We start from the raw sequence: 25,146 nt of genomic DNA on the forward strand, positions 1-25,146 counted from the left end.
ACTGAAGAAGAGATATAGAATAAAAGCAAGGGAATAGAACTTCTGCTTCACTCAAATCTCCTTTTAGAAAAATGGACTATCATTCTGATCATGGATGGGTTCGGCCTCTTTTCTTCGACGAGGTCGAGGGCCATCGTCAAACATTTCCTGCTCCTCCTCGTCCTTATAAGGCAAGGTCGTATCTAACAGTAAATAGATAATCACACCGATAAAGGCATGAGAAACCGTAAAAAGAATAAACAAGAAGCGTAGGAGAGTTACACTAAGACCAAATTTATCAGCTAAGCCAGCTAGCACACCTGAAACCAGGCGATGTCGTTTTAATTTGTAAAATGATGATGTCATTTGATTTTCCTCTTTCTAGTTAGACCTATTTTAGCAGAGTCGAACTGGAAAGAGATCCGCCTAAAGACTGATTCTTACACTTGTCTCATTTCAAGAAATTGCAGGCAGCTGTGACAGCGACCGCAGGCATATTTCTTCAGATCGATTTTTCGCTTTCGTCTATACTCTTGGCCACAACGGGGACATTGATAGAGATAGATCCGCTTGACTCGCCCAGTTCTATCTGGTAGAGGAGGTGTGAAACGAAGACCGTCCACTTGCTGGAGAAGTTGCTTAAAGTCTAGATCTTTGTGGCGATAGCCTTTTCCTTGATCGTAAAGATGGTAATGGCAGAGCTCGTGACGGACGATTTTACGAAAGACCTCTAACCCGAAAGCTTGGTATATTTTCGGGTTGAAATCAAGGTGTCGATCTTTGGGAAAGAAACGACCCCCAGTAGTTTGAAGACGTGAATTCCACTCTGCTTGATGGCGGAATTCTCTCCCAAAATCTTCTAGGGATACTTGGCGTACATACTCAGTCAGATTCATTCGGAGCTACCAAACTGAGATTGACTTTTTCGCGTTCCACATCAATCTTCTTCACCCAGACGGTTACCAAATCACCCACTGAGACGACCTGGCTTGGATGCTTGATAAACTGCTTACTCATATGGGAGATATGAATCAAGCCATCTTCGTGAATGCCAATATCGACAAAGGCTCCAAAGTCAACCACATTACGCACAACCCCTTCTAATTTTTGGCCTATATGGAGGTCTTTAATATCTAAGACATCCTGACGGAGCACGGGTGCATCAAAGGAATCCCGCAAATCGCGACCTGGTTTTAGGAGATCGGCAATAATATCTTTCAGGGTTTCTGGTCCCAGATCCAGCTGAGTAGACATCTCCTTTATGTTCACAGCTTTTAATTTTTCCTGAGCGGATGCATCGAGGTCGGTAATTTCAAGAAGTTGAAAAAGTTTTTCAACTTCCTTGTAACTTTCAGGGTGAACGCCGGTATTGTCCAAGATATTTTTACTTTCAGGAATGCGTAAGAATCCAGCCGCTTGCTCGAAAGCCTTGGCGCCGAGACGAGGGACTTTTTTAATCTGTGCTCGTGAAAGAATCATTCCTTCTTCTTCCCGGTATTTCACAATATTTTCAGAGATGGTTTTATTGAGTCCTGCTACATGGGCTAAGAGAGAGGGACTAGCCGTATTGATATTGACCCCAACTTGGTTGACGACAGTATCTACCACGAAATCCAAGCTTTCTGTCAGTTTTTTCTGATTGACATCGTGTTGGTATTGACCGACACCGATGGATTTGGCATCGATTTTCACCAATTCTGCTAGCGGATCTTGCAAGCGACGGGCAATGGAGATGGCCGAGCGTTTTTCAACGGTTAGCTCTGGGAACTCATGACGGGCCAACTCACTAGCTGAATAGACAGAGGCTCCGCTTTCATTGACAATAACATAGCGAACTCCTGGATGGTCATGAAGCACCTCTGCGACAAAGGCCTCACTTTCACGGCTGGCGGTTCCATTTCCAATCGCAATAATTTCTATTCCGAACTCTTTGATCAAGGAGGATAGATCCTTTTTAGCCTGCTCGATCTGAGCTGGTTTTGCAGGAGCAACTGGATAGATGACCTGGGTGGCAAGCATCTTTCCTGTCTCATCGACAACGGCTAGTTTAGCACCGGTCCGAAAGGCTGGGTCAAATCCAAGGACCACGCGCCCTTTTAATGGAGGAATGAGCAATAGATTCCGTAGATTTTCAGAGAACAATTGAATGGCTCCGTCTTCTGCCACCTCCGTTAACTCTGTCCGAATCCGACGTTCAATCGCAGGAACGATTTTTTTCTTAACCGCTTGTTGAATAACCTCATCGACATAGGCATTTTTCGTTTTAAAACGAGCCTCAAAAATACGAATGATCCGATCCAGTTGGTGCTCGAATCCGACTTTGAGAACGCCCAATTTTTCCCCACGATTGAGAGCTAGAGTCCGGTAGCCTTGCATATTCTTGATCTTCTCAGAAAAATCATAATAGATTTCAAAGGTTCTCTTAGGATCTAAGCTTTCATCCTTCAAGGTTGACGTCATGAGGGAATGCCCATGAATTTCTTGATAGGTGAGGGCCCGTAATTGGGTATCCTCTGAAATAGCCTCTACCAGAATATCCACTGCACCAGCTAATGCTGCGGTTTCAGTTGGGAAGGCCTCGCAGGTAAATTTCCGAGCCTCTGCTTCCAAGTCTGGACTATTTTGCAAAATGAGACGTGCCAAGGGGAAAAGTCCTGCTTCTCGTGCAATCGTCGCCTTGGTCCGCCGTTTTTCCTTATATGGGAGATAGAGCTCTTCGACATCCGCTAATTTTTCAGCAGCCTCAATAGCCTGCTTGAGCGCCTCTGTCAGTTTGCCCTGTTCCTCAATCTTAGCAAGGACAGTTTCCTTTCGTTCGGCTAGAGTCGTTAAGGATTTGTCCCGGTCAATAATGGCCTTGATCGCTACTTCATCTAAATTTCCCGTCATATCTTTTCGATAGCGGGCAATGAAAGGAATAGTTGAGCCTTCTGCGGTCAGACTCAATACGGTATCGATTTGTTTTAAGCTAACACCCAATTCTTGGGCTATTTTTTCATATTTATCCATAGCCTCTATTATAGCATATTTTGCTGCCATCAAGGGTGAGAGCGCCTGTTCTGGTCTCTGTTTCAGGGATTTTTCAGAGAATAATTTTGACCCTATGGTTCTTTCCTTTTATGCTCCATTTCCCCCTTGCTCTTTCCTTTTTGTTATAATGAAAGAAAATAAAAAGGAGGCCCAACAATGGCTATTAAATTCTCAAAAACAGATGATCTTGATAAAATGTTTGAAAATTTTGCGAGTTTTCCGGATGTAGAAAAGAAAGTAGAATTTCCTGAAGAAAAAAAGAAGGCAGAAACTGCTACAACTAAAGAAGCAAAGAAGGTTAAGTAATGACATTCTTTCAACACCTTCCCTCTAGCGTCTTGCAGGCTGGGGCTATTTTTCTCTCGATTATTATCGAAGCCCTACCGTTTGTCCTAATCGGAAGTATCATTTCAGGGATTATTGAGGTCTATATCACCCCCGAGAGGGTCTACCGCTTTCTTCCCAAGAATAAATTTGGGCGGATCTTCTTTGGGACCTTTATCGGCTTTATCTTTCCTTCCTGTGAATGTGGAATTGTCCCCATTATCAATCGCTTTCTAGAAAAGAAAGTTCCAAGTTATACTGCTGTTCCCTTTCTGGTGACAGCACCGGTCATCAATCCTATCGTTCTCTTTGCGACCTACTCAGCCTTTGGGAATTCTGTCAAGATGGCCCTCTACCGAGCCCTTGGTTCCCTACTGGTCGCAACGGTACTTGGAATCTTTCTTGGTTTTATTCAGACAGATTCGATCCAAAAAGAACATCGTAAGGCTGTACATGAACATGATTTTAGGGACTTGAGCAAAGGTCAAAAGCTCTTCCAAGTCTTGGTACAAGCCATTGATGAATTCTTTGATACGGGACGTTACCTGGTATTTGGTTGCCTCTTTGCCAGCCTCATCCAAGTCTATGTCCCAACACGGATCCTCACTTCGATCAGCGCGACACCGGTTATTGCTATTCTCCTTCTCATGGTCTTGTCCTTCCTCCTCTCACTTTGTAGCGAGGCGGACGCCTTTGTTGGATCCTCTCTTCTAACAAGTTTTGGAGTAGCGCCTGTTCTTGCCTTTCTAGTGATTGGGCCTATGCTTGATGTCAAAAATCTCCTCATGATGAAAAATTATCTCAAGACCCGTTTCATCTGGCAATTTATTGGAATTGTGAGTGGAGTTGTGCTCCTTTATGCTTGGTTTGTGGGGGTGGTGCTATGATTCGTTTCTTGATATTAGCTGGCTATTTTGAGCTCACCATGTACCTACAATTATCTGGTAAGCTCAATCAATACATCAACTTACACTATTCTTACTTGGCTTATATTTCCATGTTCTTGTCCTTTGTTTTAGCTCTTGTGCAGCTGATCATCTGGGTCAAGCAGATGAAGATCCACAGTCATCTCTCTGGCTTCTGGGCAAAAGTGGCGAGTATTTTCTTGCTCTGTATTCCTTTGTTCGTCGGTTTATTTTTTCCAACCGTAACGCTGGATTCTCAAACCGTCTCTGCCAAAGGCTATCACTTCCCAGTAGCAGCAGGTTCTTCCACAGAAATCCAACAGGATGAAGGGACAACAACCCAGTATCTCAAACCTGATACCAGTAGCTATTTCACCAAAGCCGCCTATGAGTCAGAGATGAAGCAGGCAGCTAAGAAATATGTTGATAAAAAGGTGATCCAGGTGACCACTGAAAATTATATGGAAGTCATGGAAGTCATTTATGATTATCCAGACCAATTTGCAGGAAAGACCATTGAGTTGACCGGTTTTGTTTACAATGACCCTAATAACAAAGAAAGTCAATTTCTCTTTCGCTTTGGGATCATCCACTGTATCGCAGACTCGGGTGTTTACGGTCTTTTAACAACCGGTGCCCCTCAACATTTTGAAAACAATACCTGGATCCATGCAAAAGGAACCTTATCCATTGAATACCACAAACAGCTCAAGCAAAGCTTGCCTGTCCTCCACGTGACGGATTGTCAAACCATTACACAACCAGATAATCCTTATGTCTACCGCGTATTTTAATGAATAGACTAAGTTCCTTCGATAGGCCTTAACCCCATGAAAGCTAGAACGCTCCTTCGTTCTAGCTTTTTCTATGCTTTCCTCTCAAATCCTCTAATCCAAGCGGAAAATATTCGGAACAACGATTCCATCAAAGAAATCTTGTAGATTTTATGGTAAAATATGGTTAATAAAATAGGAAATAGGTACTTAAATGTCTTCAAAAGTTATTGTAACCATTTTCGGGGCCAGTGGAGATTTAGCCAAGCGCAAACTCTACCCATCCCTTTTTAGACTCTATAAATCAGGAAATCTATCTGAACACTTTGCGGTTATCGGAACAGCTCGCAGACCATGGAGCAAGGAGTACTTTGAATCAGTTGTGGTAGAATCCATCACAGATCTGGCAGATAGCCCACAACAAGCTCAAGAATTCGCTAGTCATTTCTACTACCAAAGCCACGATGTCAATGATACCGAACATTACATCGCCCTGCGTGAATTGCAAAATAGCTTGGATGAAAAATACCAAACAGAACACAACAAGGTCTTCTTCTTGTCCATGGCTCCTCAATTTTTTGGAACCATTGCCAAACACCTCAAATCAGAAGGCATTGTGGATGGGCAAGGCTTTGAGCGCTTGATCGTTGAAAAACCTTTCGGTACAGATTTGGAAACTGCAAGTCAGCTCAACAAGGAATTGGAAGAAACCTTTGATGAAGAACAAATCTTCCGGATCGACCATTACCTTGGAAAAGAAATGATCCAAAATATCTTTGCCATTCGTTTCGGAAATCTTATTTTTGATAACCTTTGGAACCGAGATTTTATTGACAACATCCAAATTACCTTTGCTGAACGCTTAGGAGTTGAAGAACGCGGTGGCTACTATGATCATTCTGGGGCCCTTCGAGATATGGTGCAAAACCATACCCTTCAGCTTTTGTCATTGCTTGCCATGGATAAACCAGCTACCTTTACCAAGGATGCAATTCGGGCAGAAAAAGTTAAAGTTTTTGAGCAATTGCACAATCCAACAGATGAGGAACTGAAGAAATTCTTTATCCGTGGTCAATACCATTCAGGTACGATCGAAGGGAAAAAAGATATCTCTTATCGCAGTGAGCCCAATGTCGACCCTGAATCTACTACAGAAACCTATGCTTCTGGTACGTTCTTTGTTGATAGCGATCGCTTCCGCGGAGTGCCTTTCTTCTTCCGTACCGGAAAACGCTTGACCCAAAAAGGAACCATGGTCAATGTGGTCTTCAAGCAAACCGATTCCATCTTTGGACATAGCTTGCAACCAAATGTCTTGACCATTTATATCCAACCAAACGAAGGTTTCTCATTGAGCATCAACGGGAAAGAGGTCGGAGAAACATTCAGCATCGCACCGATTTCCTTTGATTACGAAACAGATGCGACTGCAACTGGAGCTTCCCCAGAGCCGTATGAAAAATTAATTTTTGACGTTTTGAACAATGACTCAACCAATTACAGCCACTGGCACGAAGTTCGTGCTTCATGGCAATTGATTGACCGAATCGAAAAACTATGGGCCGAAAATGGAGCACCACTCTATGAATACAAGTCTGGATCCATGGGACCAACTGCATCCGATGATCTCCTTGCAGAATACGGAGCCGAATGGGTTTGGAAACCTGAACCTAAGAATTAAGGAAAGCCACCTTCGGGTGGTTTTTTTGATAGCGCAAGGAAACAAAAAGACAAATTGTTCTTCCAACAATTTGTCTTTTTCTATTCGACTCTTAAATCAAGCCTTCCAAGAGGCCTCTCATGAAGTTTTCTGAATGGAATGGTCCGATGTCATCAATCTTTTCTCCGAATCCAATCAACTTCACTGGAATGTCCAACTCTTCACGGATCGCAAGGACGACCCCACCTCGAGCCGTTCCATCGATCTTGGTCAATACAATTCCTGTCACAGGCGTAATTTTTGAAAATTCTTTGGCTTGCACCAAGGCATTTTGACCAGTCGATGCATCGAGGGCCAGCAAGGTTTCATGCGGCGCATCAGGCACCACTCGCTTGATAATCCGGCCGATTTTTTCAAGCTCCGCCATGAGGTTGTCCTTGTTTTGCAGACGACCCGCCGTATCAATCATCAGAACATCGATGTTTTCAGCGATCGCACGTTCCATTCCATCAAAGACGACGCTAGCAGGATCTGATTTTTCAGGACCTGTTACAACTGGAACGTCTACACGGCGTCCCCATTCTGCCAGTTGAGCCACTGCTCCTGCACGGAAAGTATCTGCTGCAACCAACATGACTTTCTTGCCTTCTTGTTTGTAGCGGTGGGCTAACTTCCCGATAGATGTGGTTTTACCAACTCCATTGACCCCAACAAAGAGCATGACCGTAAGGCCTTCTTGAAAACGAATGGCTTCATTAAATTGGCCATCCTTTTCATACAAGTCCACCAATTTTTCGATGATCACGCGTTTGAGAGCATCTGGTTTTTTGGCATTTTCCAAACGGGCTTCATAGCGCAACTCTTCGGTTAAATTAGAGGCCACTTGAACCCCAACGTCACTCATGATCAAGAGTTCTTCCAATTCTTCAAAGAATTCTTCATCGACTGAACGGAAATTAGCAAAGAAGGCATTGAGACGTGCTCCAAATCCAGTCCGTGTCTTTTTCAAGCTACGATCGTATTTTTCCTGAATGGTTTCTTGCTGAGGCTTAACCTCGTCTGGAATTGGCTGCTCTGCCTCTTCAACAGTTCTTTCCTCAACGGTTGATGCTGCTTCTCCTTGAGGAAGTCTGGACTCAGCTTCTGCAACTTCTGAAGTTTCTTCCACTTGAGCGATCGCTTCTGATACTTCAGGTTCTGAAACCTCATCCTGAGCTTCTACTAGTTCTGGAGACTCCTCTTCTGTCGTGCTCCCTTCTACTAGCTCAGCTTCAGATGATGGAGAAGCAATCGGTGACTCTTCTTCCAGTTCTGAACCGTTAGCCCCATCTGCTTCCTCACCATCTTCAGTTTCTTCCGCTTCAATTTTCACTTCTTCAAGAGGCTCAGTCTCCGTGTCATCAGCTAGTGGTGAAACTTCTTGAGGAATTGCTTCTGTTTGAGCAGGTTCAAAGGCAACTGGAGGCTCCTCTACTGGTTCTTGATCTTCAGGAGTCTCTGAAGTCACGATTTCTTCAACAAGAGGTTCCTCTGCCGGCTCTTCTTGAGCAACGGTTGAAATAGGTTGATGAGTGGCTGCAATTCGCGCTTTGAGCTCTTGGTAATAAGCCTCCATATCAGCGATTTTTTGCTCTTCCTTGTCATTTAAGGTAGCCGCCGGCTCCTCTTTGACAGTTTCTTCAACCTCAGTACTTTCCGTCACTTCTTCCGAAGACGGAAGCACTTTTTCAGTTTCTTCTTTTTTTCCAAATAAACGATCAAATAATCCCATTTATTCACTCTCCTTTAGCACATAATTTTCAATCGCCCATGCGACAGCATCTTGGTCATTGGTCACAGGGGCCACAAGCGCTGCAACTTCCTTCACTGCTGGAATCGCATTGCCCATGGCAACCCCTAGTCCAGCCCACTGGATCATAGACAGGTCATTGGCTTCATCTCCACAGGCCATGACTTGATCTGCCTTAAGGCCCAAAATAGCTGCCAGTGCCTCTAAACCTGTCGCCTTGTGAACATTTTTAGGGCACCATTCCAGCAACATTTCCCGAGATTTAAAAATTTCATAGTCTTGAAATAAGTCCGGCTTGATCTGCTTGATCGCTGCATCTAAAAAGTCTTGATCGACTGCTGTCACACACTTGTTGTAGGAAATCGTGGATGGCAGGTCTTTAAAATCAGTTTCAATAAAGTTCAGGTAGGGATTGTAAAGGGAATAGAGAGACTTTCGATCTGCATGAATCTCATAAACCGTTCCCTCACTGATAGCATCCAGCGGAAGGCCTAGACGGGCTGTTTCATCATGAATGGTTGCGACATCTTCTGGTGCCAAGACAACTTTTGAGAGAATCTCTCCATTATTTCGCTGCACTAAGCCACCATTGAAGGTAATCGTATACTCTTCTTTGAGGCCTGCTGTTCCCAATTCTTCCAAAAGAAAATCCATAGCTTTCAGGGGCCGACCAGTGGTTAGAACCACCTTGACACCTTGGGCCTGTGCAGCAGCGAGGGCTGCTCTATTGCGAGGGGAGATCTTTTTTTCTGAATTGAGAAGGGTCCCATCTAAATCCAGCGCAATCAAGGAAATCTTACTCATACAATTTCCTCCATGTAGCGTAGGACAGAACCAGTCGCATGGTGGCCGATGACTTTTTCAGCAATCGCTAAGATTTCAGGACGTGCATTTTCTGGCGCTACAGGATGGCCCACGACTTGCATCATATGGAGGTCATTTAAGTTATCCCCGAAAGCCATCACCTGATCCATCGAGATCCCTAGTTTATCCGCTAAGGCGGTAATGGCCACTCCCTTATCGACATAATCGAGGACAATATCAATCGATTCAAAACCTGTCGTCATCGCTTTGACACCGGGGATGTTCTCAGTGACCCATTGCTCACCTTCAAGTACTAGAGCTGCATCAAAGTTGGTGGTCAATTTGAAGATTTCATCCTGAATATCTGCTAGGTTTTGCACTTTTTGAATGTTTTCATTGTAGTGCTGACTCAAGGCCAGATAGTCGGGATCTACTGTTTCTAATACATAGCTCCCTTTTTTCCCGGTCAAAAGAAGCTTATTCGGGTCTGCATAAGGTGAAGATTTCAAAGCCTCAAAAACACCCAAATAAAAGTCTTTGGACATGGTCGCTTCGTAGAGATCTTCTCCATGAAATTCTACCACACTACCATTTTCAGCAATGAAAATCATCTGGTCCTCAAATCCTTTAAAGAGAGATTTGAGAGAAAGGAGGGCACGGCCACTCGCAGCAGCAAAATAAATGCCTTTTTCTTTGCAGCTTGCTAATACCTTGCGTAAAAGGTCTTGATCGTACTGATGTTGATCATTTAGAAAGGTTCCATCCATATCCGTAGCAATCAATTTAATATCATTATTCTTCATTTTCTAAGTCTTTCAATTTTACTGAGACGATTTTAGAAACCCCAGATTCCTGCATGGTCACCCCATAGATGGAATCTGCAGCCGACATAGTTCCCTTCCGGTGCGTCACGACAATAAATTGGCTTTCCTTATCAAAGCGGTTCAGATAATCCCCAAAGCGCTTAACATTAGCCTCATCTAGGGCAGCCTCTACCTCATCCAGAATGACAAATGGAATGGTCTTGACACGAATAATCGAGAACAAGAGGGCCAAGGCAGACAAGGCCTTTTCTCCACCACTCATGAGGTTTAAGGATTGGATCTTTTTACCAGGTGGCTGCACAGAAATCTCAACACCAGCTGTCAGAAGATCTGGCTCTGTCAGAATCAAATCAGCAGAACCCCCACCAAACATTTGACGGAAAGTGACTTTAAAGGATTCACGAATGGCTTCAAAAGTTGATTTAAAACGTTCCTTGACTTCGTCATTCATGTCGTTGATGGTGGACAGAAGCATGTTTTTCGCAGCCAAGACATCCTCACGCTGGCTGGAAAGGAAATCAAAGCGCCCCTTCACCTCATCGTACTGCTCGATCGCATCCACATTGACAGGACCAAGTGCCTTAATATCTTTTTCGATGCTCTTGAGCTGATTCTCAGCTGCTGCAAGATTTTCAACAGGTTTGGCCTGCTCTTTGGCTTGTTCAAAGCTTTGCATGAATTCATCGGTAATTTGCGTTAAGAGCTTGTTCAAATGATCCGCATGCTTTTCACGTGTCGCTTCAGCCTTGGCTTGTTGACGAATCCATTCTTCGTTTTTCTTACGCGCTTGTTCCATCTGTTCTGCCACATCTTCGGCCTGGCCTTCCAAATCATCTAGCTCAAAGCGTTTCCGAATGACCCCTTGTTCCAAGTCCGTTTTCTTGGCTTGGGCCTGTGCCAATTGATTGGCTAGCTGCTCCACATCTACTGTTTGAACTTGGGCATCGCCTTGTTCAATCAGCAATTGCAACTGATGCTCTTCTACTTCCAACTGGGAGATCGTTTCTTCCAAGCGACGAGCATCTGTTTGCTCATAGCTTTGTTGGCTCTTACATTCGGTCTGTTGAAGTCGCAATTCTGCCAATTGCTCTTGCAGGTTTTGTACCTTTTGTTGCAGAACATCTTTGTCCGACTTCATGGTTTCAATGTCGCGATTCAGATTTTCTTTTTGAAGCTCAATTTCTGCCAATTGCTCAGTAAGAGACTCCAGCTCTTCTTGAAGAGACTGGGTCGCATCTGTTGCCAATTCTGACTTCAAAGCTTCTAAGAGTTCCTGAATTTCTTTCAGTTGCTCTTGGCTTTGTTGGTAGGCCAATTGGGCCCGCTGTTGCTCTAGACGCGCTTGCTCACCTTGGCTTTGAATAGAGGCCAGGTATTCTTGCGCCTGCTTGAGCAGATTGTCCTTGGTCTCTACCTCCTGCTCAGCTTCTCTCAAACGAGCATCCAGAGCTTGCATTTTCTGCTTCAAACTATCTAATTCTGGTTTGACAAAAACCGTATTTTGGGAACGATTGGCACCACCGGCATACGATCCTCCGGTCCGCAATTCGGTCCCATCCAAGGTCACCATCCGAACTTGATAATTGACTTTACGAGCCGCCTCACGCGCATGCTCCGTCGTGTCAAAGATAGCCGTTACTCCAAGCAGGTTTTGGAAAATCTGTTCAAACCGATTTTCATAGGTCACTAAGTCACTCGCAATTCCTAGAAATCCTGCACTGGCTTGAATCAATTCCAAATTCCGAGGGGATAGTTGACGAGCTTTGATCGTCGTGAGCGGAAGGAAAGTTGCCCGTCCCAAGCGATTGCGTTTCAAGAAATCGATCGCTCGCGTTGCAGCCTTTTCATCTTCGACAATGATCTGTTGGCTGCTAGCTCCCAGAGCAATTTCAAGCGCCGTCTGGTAGTCTTTTGAGAAACTCAAATTCTCACTAACAGCCCCACAGATGCCTCCTAACCGTTCTGCTTCTTGCAAAACGCTCTTGACGCCTGCATAGAAGTTACTATGGTTCTTCTGAATGGCTTCCAAGCTATTGATCCGCGCCCGCTTATTCTTGCTCTCATCCATCAAGTCAAACATGGTAGCTTGAGCCTCTTGGTAGGCAGCTTTGGCCTGCTCCACTTTTACCAGTTGCTCTTGATATTCTACTAGTAAACCCTTGACCGTCGCTTGTGCCTGATCCAACTCTTCCAATTGTCGGACTTCTTTTTCCTTGGCAGCTTCGAAGTTTGTTTGTGCCTTGGTCAAATCCTCTTGACGATGGCTAGATTCTTGCAGGAGTGCTTGGATCCGACTCTCAATGGCTGTCCGTTCATTAGATTTTTCAGCCTCCGTCTGTAAGAGTGCGACATACTGCTCGCGTAGATGCTCAATGACTTGTTCCGGATCTTCTTCGTAGTTGGCTAATTCTTTTTCCAACTCTTCTTGTTGCTGACGGTTCTCTGTCAGTCTTTGTTGAAGCACAGCTAGCGTCTCTTGTTTTTGAGCCAGCTCTTGTTTCGCTTCTTCCAGACGGGCTAAAACAGCATCCAACCGCTCAAGATTTTCCCTGCGACTATGGGCCGCTTGACTCGATTGCAACTTAGCTACTTCGATTTGCTTTTCCAAATCACTGATCAAACGAGTAACCTCAAGTAAGCTGGCCTGGTCCTCAGCTAAGCTCTCATCCAACTGATGACGGGCTTTCTTGATGCGTACATTCTCTTCTTCTAAGACCTGACGACGTTGGTAATAAGAAGCCAACTGTTCTTGAATGGCCTTTTCTTCTTGATCAGCCTTTTCGTAGAGCTCTTTTGTCAGATCGACTTGAGCAACTAAAACATCCAGCAAGAGAACCTGCCGTTCTTGGTCTAATTCCAAGAAACGGCGAGCAACCGTCGCTTGCTTTTCAAGAGGTTGGATCTGTCCTTCTAATTCATAAAGGATGTCCTCCAAACGGTCCAAATTCTCCTGGGTTTGGTTGAGTTTGGTCTCAGTTTCCTTACGCCGCGTCTTAAATTTCAAGACACCAGCAGCTTCTTCAAAGATGGCCCGGCGTTCTTCCGGTTTGGAGTTAAAGATCTCCTCTACCCGTCCTTGGGAGATAATGGAGAAGGAATCACGTCCCAATCCCGTATCCATGAACAGATCATGGACATCTCTGAGACGTACTTTCTTGCCGTCGATCTTGTACTCGCTGTCTCCTGAACGATAAATATGCCGTTCGACACGAATTTCTTTCCCCGCTTGTTGGATAAAACCATCCTGGTTATCTAAGACAACTGTGACACAAGCATAATTCAGCGGTTTTCGCGATTCTGTCCCTGCAAAGATAACATCGGGCATCTTGCCCCCACGTAAACTCTTGACACTAGATTCCCCCAGGGCCCAGCGCAAGCTCTCCGTGATATTTGATTTTCCAGATCCATTAGGCCCTACAACGGCAGTGACCCCTTTGTCAAATACGACTTTTGTCTTATCCGCAAAGGATTTAAAGCCTTGGATTTCAATCTCTTTTAGATACATGGCCCATCATTCCTCGTTTCAACTGCATTGCGGGCTGCTTCCTGCTCCGCTAACTTCTTGGAACGACCATGACCATGTCCCATCGTTTGACCGTTCACGAACACTTCTACTTCAAACTCTTTGGCATGAGCTGGACCGGACTCGCTAACCACTTGGTATTGGATCTCCACATCTCCGTGAACCTGCAACAGTTCTTGCAGACGGGTCTTGTAGTCAATGACTTGGGAAAATTGACCCGTTTCAACCTTAGGAATCATGACCTGATAAATGAAGCGTTTGACCGCTTCCACTCCTTGATCCAGTAAAAGAGCACCTAAAAAGGCTTCAAATAAATCGCCAAGGATCGTATCACGGTCCCGGCCACCAGATTTTTCTTCGCCCTTGCCCAGTTTGATGAAATGGTCAAATTGGCAATCCCGAGAAAAACCAGCCAAACTCTCTTCACGGACAATCATAGAACGGAATTTGGACAAATCTCCCTCCGGTCTGTTTGGGTGTTCCTTATACAAATATTCGGAAATAACTAATTGAAGAACAGCGTCTCCTAAAAATTCCAAACGTTCGTTATGTGAAATTTTTAAGAGGCGGTGCTCATTGGCATAAGAGGTGTGCGTAAAAGCTGTATCTAATAAACTGCTATCTGAAAAAACGATCTGAAACCGTTCCGATAACAGGGCTTGTAATTTCTCCATGGGAAGCCTACTTTCTAATAAATTCATACTCTTAAGTATACCAAAAAAGAAGCACGAACGCACTTCTTTTCCTAGTTCTAGGGCCTGAATTCTCCAATTTTAATCAGGATCTTCTTCTGTTTGATTTTCGGACTTATTGGGAATCACTTTTAAGAGATAATAGGTGATAAAAATCGTCAAAGCACCTAGAGCAAGCTTCACCCAAATAATCGGTGCCAGATAGATCGAAATCCCCATCAGAATGTAGATCTGAAGAAGGATCCATTTCTTCCGTTCTTTGGCAATCGATTTGGTCTCTCGGTAATCCGCTACATAGGTTTGATAAAGCTTGGTTTGGTAGAGCCAGGTTTCAAAGCGTTTGGAACTTTTAGCAAAGCAGGCCATCGATAGCAGTAAAAAGGGAGTCGTCGGTAAAATCGGCAAAGGAATCCCAATAATTCCTAATCCCAAAGAAACAAAACCAACCGTAAGATAAACAAGGCGCATTTACTTCTCCTTTATATGATTCATTTTTTGATATCAGTCTGCAAGTATCATATCGGATAGTTGAAGCTTCATCTTAGATGGGTCTGACATTCCATCTACAATTCCCAATTGTTCCTCATTCAGTGGCAACAATATCAAAGTTGCTGAATGAGATGGTAATTCGCCGCTATCCTTGATGGAATAACTTACCTTTTGATTATCAAAAATAGTCTTTCCATCATAAGACCAAGAAATTGAAAAATTCAAATCTTTCTTGATATCCACATCTGTCTTATTGACCAACATGAGCGCTGCTCTTCCTTCAGATACAGCCCCAGTAAAGTAGACTACCATATGACCTTCACTACCAACTTCAGGATGTTCCTTGAGCAATTTTTTTCCTAACTCAATTAGCTCAGATGTTTTACCTTCATACTGAGGTGCTACTACAAATTTCAAACCTTTTTCTTCTTTAGAAGACTCTGATACTTTTGTTTCCTTCGTCGTTTGATTGGAAGTCGACTCTTTCGTATCCTGCTTAGACTGACTACAAGCAGTTAAAGCAACCAAACCAGCCAGTAATAACACCATTTTTTTCATTTATTATCTCTCCTCTACTTTCGTGATTCTCACTCAGAATTCGTTCTTTCCTATCATACACGAATTTTGGGTAAAGAGCAAATTCATTACTAGGTATAGATTTCCTCAAATAGGCATATAAAAAACCACCCACGGGTGGTTCTCTACCTTATATCTTCGTCAAAGGGGTCGCGGTATCTGGCGAGGTATCTAGCACCTCAAAATCATGGCCAACAGCTAGATCTGCTCGAGCCAGTTGATTCTCCATGGTCATATGGGCCAATTCTTTGATATTGTTCTCTTTTGACAAATGTCCCAGATAAATCTTCTTGGTGCGATTTCCCAAGGTTCGGATCATGGCATCCGCACCATCTTCGTTAGAAAGGTGGCCTAGGTCTGACAAGATCCGCTGCTTCAAGCGCCACGCATAAGAACCTGCTCGAAGGATCTCTACATCATGGTTGGACTCAATCAGATAGCCATCCGCATCCGCGACGATACCTGCCAAGCGATCACTCACATAGCCCGTATCCGTCAGCATGACGAAGCTTTTGCCATCCTTCATAAAGCGATAGAATTGAGGGGCAGCAGCATCGTGACTGACCCCAAAACTTTCGATATCGATATCGCCAAATGTCTTGGTCTTGCCCATTTCAAAGATATGCTTTTGAGCATCATCGACCTTTCCTAGATACTTGGTCCCTTCCATAGCCTTCCAAGTGGCTTCATTAGCATATAGATCCATCCCATATTTCCGCGCTAAAACACCCACACCATGGATATGGTCTGAGTGTTCGTGCGTAATCAGAATGGCATCTAAATCTTCTGGTTTGCGATCAATTTCAGCCAATAGTCCCGTAATCTTTTTCCCTGATAGCCCTGCATCAATGAGCAGTTTTTTCTTTGGTGTCTCAAGGTAGAAAGAATTTCCACTAGAACCTGAAGCTAAAATACTGTACTTAAATCCCTCTTCTGTCATTGACTCCTTATTCTTCCTCTTCTGTATCCCAGTCGTCTTTAATCGCATCTTTGTCGTACGGTAAGACAATGGTAAAAGTAGATCCCTTACCATATTCACTCTTGGCCCAAATAAAGCCCTTGTGCTGCTTAATGATCTCCTTAGCAATGGCTAAGCCCAGACCAGTCCCACCTTGGGCCCGGCTACGCGCCTTATCCACTCGGTAAAAGCGATCAAAAATGCGTGGCAAGTCTTTCTTGGGAATTCCCAAGCCCTCATCTGAGATAGAGATAATCAACTGGGCATCTGTTGTTTTCATCCCTACCTTGATTTTTCCACCATCGGGTGAGTATTTGATGGCATTGTTCAAGATATTGTCGATTACCTGGGTCATTTTATCCGTATCAATTTCCACCCAGATCGGAGTGATCGGGTATTCCCGGATCAGTTCATACTTCTTGGTATCTTCTTGCGATTGACTCTTGATCTTATCAAACCGGTTTAAAATAAAGGTGATAAAGGCCGTAAAGTTGGTCAACTCGATGTCCAACTGACTGGTTTCATTATCGATTCGTGACAAGCTCAATAGATCTGTGACCATGCGCATCATGCGGTTGGTTTCATTGAGTGAAACTTTGACAAAATCTGGTGCTACCGGCTCTGACAAAGCGCCATCGTCTAGGGCTTCCAGATAGGATTTCACACTGGTCAAAGGTGTCCGTAATTCATGACTCACATTGGAGACAAAAAGGCGACGTTCCCGCTCTTCCTTGTCCTGCTCTGTCGTATCATGCAAGACAGCTACCAGACCAGAGATAAAACCTGACTCGCGACGAATCAAGGCAAAGCGCACACGAAGACTTATGTATTCCCCATTTTCATCCTGGGAATCGATGGTCAACTCTGGTACTTCTGTAATCAAGCTTCGAAGATCATAGTCATCTCCAAGCGAAAGCAAATCCAGAATACTGGTATTGAGCACCTCATCTGGATTGACATTCAATTGCTTGGCGGCCATTTCATTGACCATGATGATCTGACCACGTCTATTGGTCGCAAGCACCCCATCTGTCATGTAAGAAAGGATACTGGTCAAACGCTTGGTTTCTTGTTCCAAGTTTTCATGCGTCAGGCGAATAACCTCAGACAGATCATTGATACTATTGGTCATATCCGTCAGTTCTGGACTTCCTTGCATGTCGACCACTTCAGAATAGTCCCCTGCAATCAGATCCTTAATTTTGGCGTTTAATTGTCTGAGCTTGATATTGTCCCTACGGTTTTCTAGCAAAAGCAAGGCTACCACAATGATAAACCCAACCGTAATCAGAACAAAGACAAAGTTCGACGACATTACAAATTGTTTTAGTTGATCAATCATTGTTTCTCATATAATATCCAACACCACGACGGGTCAAGATATATTCTGGACGTCCCGGTGTGTCCTCGATTTTTTCACGCAACCGACGAACCGTCACGTCTACTGTCCGAACATCACCAAAGTAATCATAGCCCCACACCGTCTCAAGAAGGTGCTCACGGGTCATCACTTGACCGACATGGGTCGCAAGGTGATAAAGCAATTCAAATTCGCGATGGGTCAAGTCTAATTCTTTGTTGCCTTTTTGAACCAAGAAGGCATCTGGAAGAATGTGAAGATCACCAATGACAATTTCCGTATCGGCCTCATTTTCAAGCTGAGGATCAGCCGCAAACTCAGAACGACGCAACAGGGCTTTCACACGCGCTTGCAATTCCCGATTTGAGAAGGGTTTGGTGACATAGTCATCCGCACCGATTTCAAGCCCGATGACCTTATCAAATTCCGTATCCTTAGCAGATAGGACAATGATCGGCACATTGCTAGTCTTACGAATCGTACGCGCCACTTCCAAACCATCAATCTCTGGCAACATCAAATCAAGAATAATAATATCCGGATTTTCAGCTGCAAAGACCTCTAAAGCTTCCCGACCATCAAAGGCTGTCAATACCTCATAGCCTTCTTTTGCCATGTTAAATTTGATAATATCTGAAATTGGTTTTTCATCATCAACTACTAATATTTTTTTCATCTTACATACCTGTTTCTAATGCTACTTTTCCTTATCAATCTCTATCTTCTTATTATATCAAACTTATGAAGAAATGTGGAGCCTCAATTGCTGGACTTTCCAATAAGAAAGGTTAAAAAAGACCGAGAAGTTAAAATCTCCGTCTCAGAAAAAACGAATGATATGTAGAAGATAAAATCACTTGAGTTATTCTAAAAATAGTTAATTTCCTACTTGCTAGAATGAATAAATCATTTATTAAAAACTTTCCGTCGTGAGAAAAATGAGAGTGGGACAGAAATCGGTCATTCGTTAGAATTCGATTTCGTCGTCCCACCTCCGCACAGTTGAGTAGGGCTGTAAAAGCTGATGAAATCAGCGTAGTAGAGCCCACTCAACCACTGCGTATTGCTCGACAATCCAAAGATAATTGAGAGGCTAGGACTTTTGTCCCAGCCTCTCTAGGGAGTTTTGGAACTCCATAGAAGTTCGCTGACGTTCTTACTCACCTAAGGGAAGGGTTTTTAGATTGTTTTATCCTCAATCTTTTTATTTTTTCATTATTTCTCAACACGTGATTTGTTGGCGATATCAGCTAGGATTGCTGCTACAAACTCATCATCTTTAAACATTAAAACGGTATCTACTTTCAGAGGAGATACCGTTCTCCTTCTTTGAATAAGGAATCTAAAATTTCTGACTTTCTCTATCTGTTCAATTGATAGATTTCTTCAGAGAAAGACTGTAAATTTTTTGATATAATATGCAGGATGGACTGATGGATATTTAAAAGATAATGTTCAAAAGAATGACAAATGAGAATTAAAAACATGTCAGTTTGGACAGAAGTCTCTCTACCATCATCCATGCAGAAACAAGATTATATGAAATAAAAGGAGTAACCAATGTCCGGAAACTATTCAACACGTGAATTCCGCGAGAAACTATATGATGACCTTCATGTTCGATTAAGAGATACAGTGATTTTGATGTGTTCGATTTTTATTGCCTCGATAGGTCTAAATATGAATTCAACAGCTGTCATTATTGGAGCCATGCTGATTTCCCCTCTTATGACACCGATTATTGGACTGGGGTTTGGTTTAGCTATTTTTGATACGCGTTTAATCAAGCAATCTCTAGGGGTTTTATTTACTCAAGTATTGGTCAGTTTGCTTGTCTCGACTCTATATTTCTGGATTTCTCCCTTATCTTATGCAAGTAGCGAATTGATTGCACGAACCTCTCCAACCATTTGGGATGTTCTCATTGCTATTGCGGGTGGGATAGCAGGTGTCATTGGTTCAAGAAAAAAAGAAGCAAACAATATCGTGCCAGGAGTAGCTATTGCAACAGCTCTGATGCCACCTATCTGCACTGCAGGCTATGGTTTAGCTAATGGAAATGTACGATTTTTATTTGGGGCTCTCTATCTTTTCTTGATCAACTGTGTCTTTATCATGCTAATCAATATTGTTGGAACAAGAATTATGATGAGACAATCTCCCTTAAGTTCATTTAAAGAGCTAAACATGAAAATGAGAATTGGGTTGATCTCCTTGATTGTATTATTGGTTCTTCCAGCCAGCTATTCAGCAGTCACTCTGACGATGGATCAAGCACGAAAAGAAGGGATCAAACAGTTTGTAGGAAAAGAGTTTGCCAATCATACGATCATTAATCAAGTCTACAAGTCAAGTAGCAATGAATTGGTCTTGACAGTTGTTGGAGATCCGATTTCAGAAGAAGAATTAGAAACCATTCGCCAAAAACAAGACTCTTACGGTATTCAATCTGTTCAATTGAAAGTCAATCAAGTCCATAATTCGACAAAATTAGATAGTGAGACGACCAAGGAATTTTACGAAAACATTGACAAGTATATCGATCAAAAACTCTCTGAAAAAGATTCTCAAAAAGATCTCGTAAAAGAAAATGAAGCAGACAAGGATTGAGGATATTGACCTTATCTAACTCGAGGAAGCAAATCTTGGGAGGATATCCTATATCCAAAAGTTAATGGGTAGAAAGGATTGTTGATGAGGATACTATTTGTGGTGGTTTAGCAGATCACTACTAGCTCAGCTTAATCAAAATGTAAAAAAGCAACAACTATTTCAGTTGTTGCTTTTTAGGTGGCTGAGATTTTGTTCTAGGTTAAATGGTTTATTTCTCAACACGGGATTTATTTGCAATATCTGTAAGAATTAATTCTACAAATGCATCCACTGACATGGTTTCTGTTTCTTTTTGACCATAACGGCGAACGTTTACAGCCTGCTCTTCCATTTCCTTGTCCCCAACGATCAATTGGTAAGGAATCTTTTGTGTTTGAGAAGCACGGATCTTGAACTGCATTTTTTCATTGCGTTCATCCACATCTGCACGAACACCACGGTCACGTAGTTTCTTAGCCACTTCCCAAGCATAGTCCACGTGTTTTTCGTTCGATACTGGGATAAGGGTTACTTGGTGAGGAGCAAGCCAGGTTGGGAAAGCTCCCTTGTAGTTTTCAATCAAGATCGCAGTAAAGCGTTCCATCGTTGAGATAACCCCACGGTGGATCATAACTGGACGGTGTTCTTCTCCATCTGCTCCAATGTAATGAAGATCAAAGCGTTCTGGAAGCAAGAAGTCCAATTGGATGGTAGAAAGGGTTTCTTCTTTACCAAGAGCTGTTTTCACTTGGATATCCAATTTTGGTCCGTAGAAGGCTGCTTCCCCTTCTGCTTCATAGTACTCAACACCCATATCATCAACGGCTGCTTTCAACATGCGTTGAGCATTTTCCCACATTTCATCGTTGTCAAAGTATTTGTGTTTGTCTTCAGGATCACGGTAAGACAAGCGGAATCGGTAATCTGTCAAGTTAAAGTCTTCATACACATCGATGATCAATTGAAGGATCTTCTTGAATTCTTCCTCGATTTGTTCTGGAGCCACAAAGGTATGACCATCATTCAGAGACATTTCACGCACACGTTGAAGTCCTGTAAGGGCACCAGATTTTTCATAACGGTGCATCATACCGATTTCAGCGATACGGATTGGCAATTCGCGGTAAGAGTGCACATGGTGTTTGTAAACTTCGATGTGGTGAGGACAGTTCATTGGACGAAGAACAAATTCTTCTCCATCCCCCATATCCATTGGTGGGAACATGTCTTCACGGTAGTGATCCCAGTGACCTGAAGTTTTATAAAGTTCTACAGAAGCAATTGGTGGAGTGTAGACGTGTTGGTAGCCTGCTGCTACTTCTTTATCAACGATGTAGCGTTCCAACTCACGACGGATGGTCGCACCATTTGGCAACCAGAATGGAAGACCTTGACCAACTTCTTGAGAAATCATGAAGAGATCCAATTCTTTCCCAAGTTTACGGTGGTCACGTTCCTTAGCTTCTTCACGCATTTGAAGGTAGTTCTTCAAGTCTTTCTTGTCAAACCATGCTGTACCGTAAATCCGTTGCATCATCGCATTGTCGCTATTCCCACGCCAGTAAGCACCAGCAACGTTCAGAAGGTGGAAGATTTGGATGCGACCAGTTGATGGGACGTGTGGTCCACGGCAAAGGTCAACGTATTCACCTTGACGGTAGATGGTCAACCCACCTTCGTCTTCTGAATGTTCTTCGATCAATTCTAATTTGTACGGATCATTTTTGAAGATTTCACGCGCTTCATCTTTGGTCACTTCTTCACGAACAGATGGGAAGTTTTCTTTCACGATTTTCTTCATTTCTTCTTCGATACGAGGAAGGTCTTCGTTAGAGATTTGACCAGCTTGGTTGTCTGTATCGTAGTAGAAACCATCTTCAATCGCTGGACCAACACCCAAGTGGATATCTGGGAAGAGGCGACGAGCTGCTTGGGCAAACAAGTGAGCTGCTGAGTGACGCAAGATTGGAAGAGCGTCTTCGTGATCAGGTGTCACGATTTCAATGCTTCCATCTTCGGTGATGGCACGAGTTGTGTCAATCAATTTGCCGTTGAATTTACCAGCAAGAGCTTTTTTAGCCAAAGAATTGCTGATAGATTGGGCAATTTCAAAAGTAGTAACGCCAGATTCGAATTCACGAACAGCGCCATCTGGGAAAGTAATCTTAATCATGATTTTCTCCTTATAAAGTTTTTAGTAGCTAAATGGGTGGGAGGTGTCTTTGAACATTGGAATCGTCACTCCTTTTGATGTCTTCATGAAGAAATCAAAAAAGCGACCTCCTCGAAAGGACGTCGCAACGTGGTTCCACCTTCATTTATGTTCCTCAAAAAAGAGGGACACCTCTGATTGGCTCTAACGTAGCCACCGTTTTATGTTTGCATAAAAGAATCACGAGTAGTCCCAAACCTATCCTCTACGCGATTTCCAGCCCCACGCGCTCTCTATCAGATTTCCTAGATTTGATATGTCTCTGTCAGTTATTATAGCACGATTGAAAAATTTTGCAAGAAAAAGTTTCATTTTCAATCAAAGAAATGCGTGATTTTACGGATTTTCTTCACTTGTTTGACCGAAGCCTTCATCATCTTCACAGATCCATTGACCGGAAGAGCAATCACCTTGGTCGGGATTTTCACAATGGTCTTAGACATCCGCTTAACCCGACTTTGCTCAGGATTCAAATCATTTGAAAAGTCTTTAGAGATGATTTTATCCAAGTAAAATTCGTAGACCCGACGGCCAAAGGTTGCTGCAGAAATATCATCAATCTTTTCTGCCCACTTGGTCTCATCGATTGGAGGCATCTCCTCAATCGCTTCAAGAATCGCTTGTGCCAGATCACTCTCTTCATAAAAGAGCTTTCCAAACATAGGGTCATCAATCACATGATCGAGATAAGGATTGCCATGAGCGATGATCGGGGTACCACTCGCAATACTCTCTAAATAAGTCAACCCTTGCGTCTCACTCGTTGAAGCTGAAATAAAGAAGTCAGCCGCCTTATAGTAAAGAGCTGTCTCATTTGGTGGGATCATCCCTGTAAAGACAACCGCATCTGAAATCCCCAGTTTCGCCGCTTGTTTTTTCAAATCATCCAAATAAGGACCATCTCCAGCCACGATCAACTTAACTTTTGGATTGACCTTGAGGACATCAGGAAGAGCCGCAATAACAGCCTGAATATTCTTTTCATAAGAAACCCGCGACAGACTCAGTAAAAGCGTTTCATCTTCTGCGACTTCATATTTTTCACGAAGGGCTGCTGTCTCTGTCGGAGTGATTTCTGGTCGGTCAAACTTGGCCAAATCAATCCCTGTCGGAATAATGCGTTTTTCTGCCTTGACCTTGTACTTTTGGAGCAAGTCATAGACGATCTCACTAGGACAGATCACGCCGTCCAGATCATTCATATAACTTCTCACAATGTATTTGACCATACTTGGGCGAATGACCATGCCTCTTGCAATATAGCGGACATAGTCCTCATACTGGGTATGGTAGGTATGAATGACTGGAATCCGCAACTCGCGTCCAATCCACACTCCCAAAAGGCCCAGTGAAAACTCAGTCTGGGTATGGATAATATCCAGCTGGTATTGCTTGGCAATGGCAAGCGCCTTTGAGAAGCCACGATATGCAACGCGGCGGTCCTTAAAGGCGAAGAAAGGCACACTTGGAATCCGAATGATCTGCCAATCTTCATAGCGGTTGACATCTTTATCCGTTGTCGTAAAGATAAAGACCGTGTGACCCAATTTTTCTAATTCTGTTTTGAGCGTCCGAATACTGGTCGCCACTCCCGAAACTTGCGGGAAATAGGTATCTGTAAATAACCCTACACGCATCTTACATCTCCAAAACTGTTTGATAGGCTTCGACCAATTGATAAGCCACTAAGTCGATCGAACGACTTTCAGCGACCTTGTAGCCCGCCTCCCGCTTGTCTACTTGTCCGTTCAAGACCTTGTTCAAGGAATCCACAAATTCGTCTACATTATGGCACAATTCAGAAGACGTCTCGTCGATCCAGCCATTGTATACTGGAATATCCCGCAAGACCGTGTGCTGATGACTGGCCAAGGCTTCCAAAACAACGATTCCTTCTGTTTCTTCATAAGATGGGAAGAAGAAAGCATCTGAACCCGTCATGGCCCCTTGGAAGACCGCTCCCTTGAAGTAGCCAGGGAATTCCACATTACTTGGATGATCCTTTTCCACGATACGACGAATCTTACGCGGAATGATCCATTTGTTGATAGAACCTAGCCAGATAAAGCGCACATCCGGCATGCGACGAGCCACTTCTACGAAATCTTCAATCCCTTTGCGTTTAAAATAAAGCCCTGCACAGATGACAACCTTTTGGCCTTCTTGGATATTAAAATGCTTGCGAAAGACTTCTTCTTTTTTCGGATCCTTCTTGTATTTTTCCAAATCAATTCCATTGGAAACCGCGATAATCGGTGTGGTCACCCCATAAGACTGAATCAGGTGTTTGGAATACTCAGATGGCGTGATCACATAGTCTGCCTTTTGGTACATGTGAGCCAAATACTTCCCAAACAAGGGCGCAAAAAAGTTAGACCCGATAAAGGAATTTTCAAAATCCTCACGGGTTGAATGGCCATGCATGATGACTTTCTTTCCACGACGCTTTGCTGCATGGAGCAAAAGGAAACTCCGTGGGCCATAGGTATTGATATGCACCACATCATAATCTCCTAAAATATCTGTCGTATACGGAATCCCAGCCAAATCCAGCGCATGCATTTGATGCTGCAAGGCTCGACCAATTCCTGATTTTTGTAATACGGATTTTCCTTCTAAATACAGTAAAACTTTCATACTTTCTATTATACCGAAA

21 protein-coding genes are annotated in these 25,146 nt (G+C 43.4%); 5 read left to right on the forward strand and 16 right to left on the reverse strand.

All coding sequences use genetic code 11. The annotated features are described in order from the left end of the window. Nucleotides 1-63: 63 nt before the first annotated feature. The 3 genes from ACESR9_RS05385 to ACESR9_RS05395 all read right to left on the reverse strand — a co-directional run bounded on the left by ACESR9_RS05385 (nucleotide 64) and on the right by ACESR9_RS05395 (nucleotide 3,018). Nucleotides 64-345: a PspC domain-containing protein gene (locus ACESR9_RS05385; protein WP_195412408.1), complete on the reverse strand. Its 282-nt coding sequence runs from the start codon at nucleotides 343-345 to the stop codon at nucleotides 64-66. 74 nt (nucleotides 346-419) lie between these two features. After that, the gene (locus tag ACESR9_RS05390) at nucleotides 420-875 is read right to left on the reverse strand and encodes a SprT family protein (protein WP_373105905.1); all 456 of its coding nucleotides are present in this window, start codon (nucleotides 873-875) and stop codon (nucleotides 420-422) included. Next, nucleotides 862-3,018 (reverse strand): Tex family protein, encoded by a 2,157-nt coding sequence (locus tag ACESR9_RS05395; RefSeq protein WP_023918702.1) that lies wholly within the window; start codon nucleotides 3,016-3,018, stop codon nucleotides 862-864. The genes ACESR9_RS05390 and ACESR9_RS05395 overlap by 14 nt, the downstream gene beginning before the upstream one ends. Before the next feature lie 147 nt (nucleotides 3,019-3,165). Here ACESR9_RS05395 and ACESR9_RS05400 point away from each other — a divergent pair, with 147 nt between their 5' ends. From ACESR9_RS05400 to zwf, 4 genes are all read left to right on the forward strand, one after another. Beyond that, a complete protein-coding gene (locus ACESR9_RS05400; RefSeq protein ID WP_023918704.1) occupies nucleotides 3,166-3,315 on the forward strand; it encodes an SPJ_0845 family protein in 150 nt (49 codons plus the stop codon). Then, the gene (locus ACESR9_RS05405) at nucleotides 3,315-4,220 is read left to right on the forward strand and encodes a permease (RefSeq protein WP_023918706.1); all 906 of its coding nucleotides are present in this window, start codon (nucleotides 3,315-3,317) and stop codon (nucleotides 4,218-4,220) included. The genes ACESR9_RS05400 and ACESR9_RS05405 overlap by 1 nt, the downstream gene beginning before the upstream one ends. Then, entirely contained in the window at nucleotides 4,217-5,032 is an 816-nt protein-coding gene (locus ACESR9_RS05410; protein WP_373105910.1) for a TIGR03943 family putative permease subunit, read from the forward strand. The genes ACESR9_RS05405 and ACESR9_RS05410 overlap by 4 nt, the downstream gene beginning before the upstream one ends. 193 nt (nucleotides 5,033-5,225) lie before the next feature. Beyond that, nucleotides 5,226-6,692 (forward strand): glucose-6-phosphate dehydrogenase, encoded by a 1,467-nt coding sequence (gene zwf, locus ACESR9_RS05415; protein WP_155199965.1) that lies wholly within the window; start codon nucleotides 5,226-5,228, stop codon nucleotides 6,690-6,692. Nucleotides 6,693-6,783: 91 nt separating this feature from the next. On the opposite strand, the gene ftsY is transcribed toward zwf, so the two are convergent. The 10 genes from ftsY to yycF all read right to left on the reverse strand — a co-directional run bounded on the left by ftsY (nucleotide 6,784) and on the right by yycF (nucleotide 18,362). Further along, a complete protein-coding gene (gene ftsY / locus ACESR9_RS05420) occupies nucleotides 6,784-8,442 on the reverse strand; it encodes a signal recognition particle-docking protein FtsY (protein WP_201036693.1) in 1,659 nt (552 codons plus the stop codon). After that, the gene (locus tag ACESR9_RS05425) at nucleotides 8,443-9,264 is read right to left on the reverse strand and encodes a Cof-type HAD-IIB family hydrolase (protein ID WP_024054729.1); all 822 of its coding nucleotides are present in this window, start codon (nucleotides 9,262-9,264) and stop codon (nucleotides 8,443-8,445) included. Next, a complete protein-coding gene (locus tag ACESR9_RS05430; protein WP_049497382.1) occupies nucleotides 9,261-10,067 on the reverse strand; it encodes a Cof-type HAD-IIB family hydrolase in 807 nt (268 codons plus the stop codon). Before ACESR9_RS05430 ends, ACESR9_RS05425 begins: the two co-directional genes overlap by 4 nt. Beyond that, nucleotides 10,057-13,593 (reverse strand): chromosome segregation protein SMC, encoded by a 3,537-nt coding sequence (gene smc / locus ACESR9_RS05435; RefSeq protein WP_201036694.1) that lies wholly within the window; start codon nucleotides 13,591-13,593, stop codon nucleotides 10,057-10,059. Before smc ends, ACESR9_RS05430 begins: the two co-directional genes overlap by 11 nt. Further along, entirely contained in the window at nucleotides 13,584-14,285 is a 702-nt protein-coding gene (gene rnc / locus ACESR9_RS05440) for a ribonuclease III (protein WP_070506695.1), read from the reverse strand. The genes smc and rnc overlap by 10 nt, the downstream gene beginning before the upstream one ends. A gap of 99 nt (nucleotides 14,286-14,384) precedes the next feature. Beyond that, on the reverse strand, nucleotides 14,385-14,771 hold the full coding sequence (locus ACESR9_RS05445; protein ID WP_201036695.1) for a YbaN family protein: 387 nt from the start codon (nucleotides 14,769-14,771) through the stop codon (nucleotides 14,385-14,387). 33 nt (nucleotides 14,772-14,804) lie between these two features. Then, complete coding sequence (locus ACESR9_RS05450) at nucleotides 14,805-15,350, reverse strand: hypothetical protein (protein WP_373105917.1); 546 nt, start codon at nucleotides 15,348-15,350, stop codon at nucleotides 14,805-14,807. Between the two features lie 148 nt (nucleotides 15,351-15,498). Further along, nucleotides 15,499-16,308: an exodeoxyribonuclease WalJ gene (gene walJ, locus ACESR9_RS05455; RefSeq protein WP_023918725.1), complete on the reverse strand. Its 810-nt coding sequence runs from the start codon at nucleotides 16,306-16,308 to the stop codon at nucleotides 15,499-15,501. 7 nt (nucleotides 16,309-16,315) lie between these two features. Next, nucleotides 16,316-17,668: a cell wall metabolism sensor histidine kinase VicK gene (gene vicK, locus ACESR9_RS05460; RefSeq protein WP_049472090.1), complete on the reverse strand. Its 1,353-nt coding sequence runs from the start codon at nucleotides 17,666-17,668 to the stop codon at nucleotides 16,316-16,318. Beyond that, on the reverse strand, nucleotides 17,661-18,362 hold the full coding sequence (yycF, locus tag ACESR9_RS05465; protein ID WP_003008151.1) for a response regulator YycF: 702 nt from the start codon (nucleotides 18,360-18,362) through the stop codon (nucleotides 17,661-17,663). The genes vicK and yycF overlap by 8 nt, the downstream gene beginning before the upstream one ends. A gap of 884 nt (nucleotides 18,363-19,246) precedes the next feature. Between yycF and ACESR9_RS05470 the strand changes: the two genes are divergently transcribed. Further along, nucleotides 19,247-20,296, forward strand: a complete 1,050-nt coding sequence (locus ACESR9_RS05470) for a DUF389 domain-containing protein (RefSeq protein ID WP_070587096.1) — start codon at nucleotides 19,247-19,249, stop codon at nucleotides 20,294-20,296. 211 nt (nucleotides 20,297-20,507) lie between these two features. Here ACESR9_RS05470 and thrS read toward each other — a convergent pair whose 3' ends face one another. The 3 genes from thrS to ACESR9_RS05485 all read right to left on the reverse strand — a co-directional run bounded on the left by thrS (nucleotide 20,508) and on the right by ACESR9_RS05485 (nucleotide 25,127). Then, nucleotides 20,508-22,451, reverse strand: coding sequence for a threonine--tRNA ligase (thrS, locus tag ACESR9_RS05475; RefSeq protein ID WP_070675005.1), 1,944 nt, complete (start codon nucleotides 22,449-22,451; stop codon nucleotides 20,508-20,510). 353 nt (nucleotides 22,452-22,804) lie between these two features. Next, the gene (locus ACESR9_RS05480; RefSeq protein ID WP_021153617.1) at nucleotides 22,805-24,127 is read right to left on the reverse strand and encodes a glycosyltransferase family 4 protein; all 1,323 of its coding nucleotides are present in this window, start codon (nucleotides 24,125-24,127) and stop codon (nucleotides 22,805-22,807) included. 1 nt (nucleotide 24,128) lies between these two features. Then, entirely contained in the window at nucleotides 24,129-25,127 is a 999-nt protein-coding gene (locus tag ACESR9_RS05485; protein ID WP_003008161.1) for an LTA glycolipid anchor biosynthesis glycosyltransferase, IagA/BgsA family, read from the reverse strand. Nucleotides 25,128-25,146 lie beyond the last annotated feature (19 nt).

It is taken from the genome of Streptococcus parasanguinis (assembly GCF_964238605.1).
Lineage (GTDB): Bacteria > Bacillota > Bacilli > Lactobacillales > Streptococcaceae > Streptococcus > Streptococcus parasanguinis_AJ.

Excerpts from the sequence above, each read along its gene's own strand:
- thrS (WP_070675005.1), bottom strand. The coding sequence starts at position 22,451 with ATGATTAAGATTACTTTCCCAGATGGCGCTGTTCGTGAATTCGAATCT.
- ACESR9_RS05395 (WP_023918702.1), bottom strand. The coding sequence starts at position 3,018 with ATGGCAGCAAAATATGCTATAATAGAGGCTATGGATAAATATGAAAAA.
- ACESR9_RS05480 (WP_021153617.1), bottom strand. The coding sequence starts at position 24,127 with ATGCGTGTAGGGTTATTTACAGATACCTATTTCCCGCAAGTTTCGGGA.
- ftsY (WP_201036693.1), bottom strand. The coding sequence starts at position 8,442 with ATGGGATTATTTGATCGTTTATTTGGAAAAAAAGAAGAAACTGAAAAA.
- zwf (WP_155199965.1), top strand. The coding sequence starts at position 5,226 with ATGTCTTCAAAAGTTATTGTAACCATTTTCGGGGCCAGTGGAGATTTA.
- walJ (WP_023918725.1), bottom strand. The coding sequence starts at position 16,308 with ATGACAGAAGAGGGATTTAAGTACAGTATTTTAGCTTCAGGTTCTAGT.
- ACESR9_RS05385 (WP_195412408.1), bottom strand. The coding sequence starts at position 345 with ATGACATCATCATTTTACAAATTAAAACGACATCGCCTGGTTTCAGGT.
- ACESR9_RS05390 (WP_373105905.1), bottom strand. The coding sequence starts at position 875 with ATGAATCTGACTGAGTATGTACGCCAAGTATCCCTAGAAGATTTTGGG.
- ACESR9_RS05410 (WP_373105910.1), top strand. The coding sequence starts at position 4,217 with ATGATTCGTTTCTTGATATTAGCTGGCTATTTTGAGCTCACCATGTAC.
- ACESR9_RS05430 (WP_049497382.1), bottom strand. The coding sequence starts at position 10,067 with ATGAAGAATAATGATATTAAATTGATTGCTACGGATATGGATGGAACC.
- ACESR9_RS05485 (WP_003008161.1), bottom strand. The coding sequence starts at position 25,127 with ATGAAAGTTTTACTGTATTTAGAAGGAAAATCCGTATTACAAAAATCA.
- vicK (WP_049472090.1), bottom strand. The coding sequence starts at position 17,668 with ATGATTGATCAACTAAAACAATTTGTAATGTCGTCGAACTTTGTCTTT.
- rnc (WP_070506695.1), bottom strand. The coding sequence starts at position 14,285 with ATGGAGAAATTACAAGCCCTGTTATCGGAACGGTTTCAGATCGTTTTT.
- yycF (WP_003008151.1), bottom strand. The coding sequence starts at position 18,362 with ATGAAAAAAATATTAGTAGTTGATGATGAAAAACCAATTTCAGATATT.
- ACESR9_RS05445 (WP_201036695.1), bottom strand. The coding sequence starts at position 14,771 with ATGCGCCTTGTTTATCTTACGGTTGGTTTTGTTTCTTTGGGATTAGGA.
- ACESR9_RS05405 (WP_023918706.1), top strand. The coding sequence starts at position 3,315 with ATGACATTCTTTCAACACCTTCCCTCTAGCGTCTTGCAGGCTGGGGCT.
- ACESR9_RS05425 (WP_024054729.1), bottom strand. The coding sequence starts at position 9,264 with ATGAGTAAGATTTCCTTGATTGCGCTGGATTTAGATGGGACCCTTCTC.
- ACESR9_RS05470 (WP_070587096.1), top strand. The coding sequence starts at position 19,247 with ATGTCCGGAAACTATTCAACACGTGAATTCCGCGAGAAACTATATGAT.
- ACESR9_RS05450 (WP_373105917.1), bottom strand. The coding sequence starts at position 15,350 with ATGAAAAAAATGGTGTTATTACTGGCTGGTTTGGTTGCTTTAACTGCT.
- smc (WP_201036694.1), bottom strand. The coding sequence starts at position 13,593 with ATGTATCTAAAAGAGATTGAAATCCAAGGCTTTAAATCCTTTGCGGAT.
- ACESR9_RS05400 (WP_023918704.1), top strand. The coding sequence starts at position 3,166 with ATGGCTATTAAATTCTCAAAAACAGATGATCTTGATAAAATGTTTGAA.